Source organism: Helicobacter sp. 13S00482-2 (assembly GCF_002272795.1).
Taxonomy (GTDB): domain Bacteria; phylum Campylobacterota; class Campylobacteria; order Campylobacterales; family Helicobacteraceae; genus Helicobacter_J.
The window spans coordinates 1-684 of sequence record NZ_MLAT01000068.1 but is presented as its reverse complement, the minus strand read 5'-3'; the positions used below and the strand labels follow the sequence as shown (position 1 = coordinate 684).

Genomic DNA, 684 nt, shown 5'->3' with positions numbered 1-684 from the left:
TTGATGGGAATTACAATGGAGATTCATATGCTTCTCTTAAGGGTAAAGCTTTTGTAGGAAATATGGACATCAGTGCGAATGCTCCTGTTTTTACCTTTAAAAATGGTGCGGTCGCAGAGATTGGGTATTTTAAAAACAAGTATTTGCTTCCAACTTGGTATTCTTATGGTCTGAATGTCAGAAGCAATGCGAAGGTTCATATCAAAGACTTCAATGTCTCTGTAGCTTCTGGTGTGGTGAATGTAGATGATCATGGGTATTTAAAGATAGATTCTCTTGGATACAATGGTATGGGTTTTCTTGCTAGGGTCACCAATGGATCTGTTTTAGAAATCACCAAATTTCAACAAAATGACGGGACACAAAGTTTTTGGAATTGGGGACCTGCTGATCCCAATGTCAGGAAAGAAATCTATGTGGATAACTCTACGTTAAAAGGGGATTTTACTTTAACCAAGCCTACTGATCAGTCTGGCCAAAACTACAGCTCCGCCAACACCAACTTCCAGATCAAATTCTTCAATAACGCTAAATTTGAAGGCAGATTGATCAACAACGCATCCACTGCCCTAAAGAGTACCGTAGGTGTTAGTGTCTCTAATAGTACCTTACCCACACTTGATTACACCCAGAATGGATCTGATAAGACCACTCCTACCTTCTCTATCGTGAATAATTCTGATG

Annotated in this window: 1 protein-coding gene; it reads left to right on the top strand. The window is 39.5% G+C overall.

Annotated features, from left to right (window positions below):
* A partial coding sequence (locus tag BKH42_RS09655; RefSeq protein WP_180674050.1) for a hypothetical protein occupies positions 1–684 on the top strand: 684 nt, incomplete at both ends.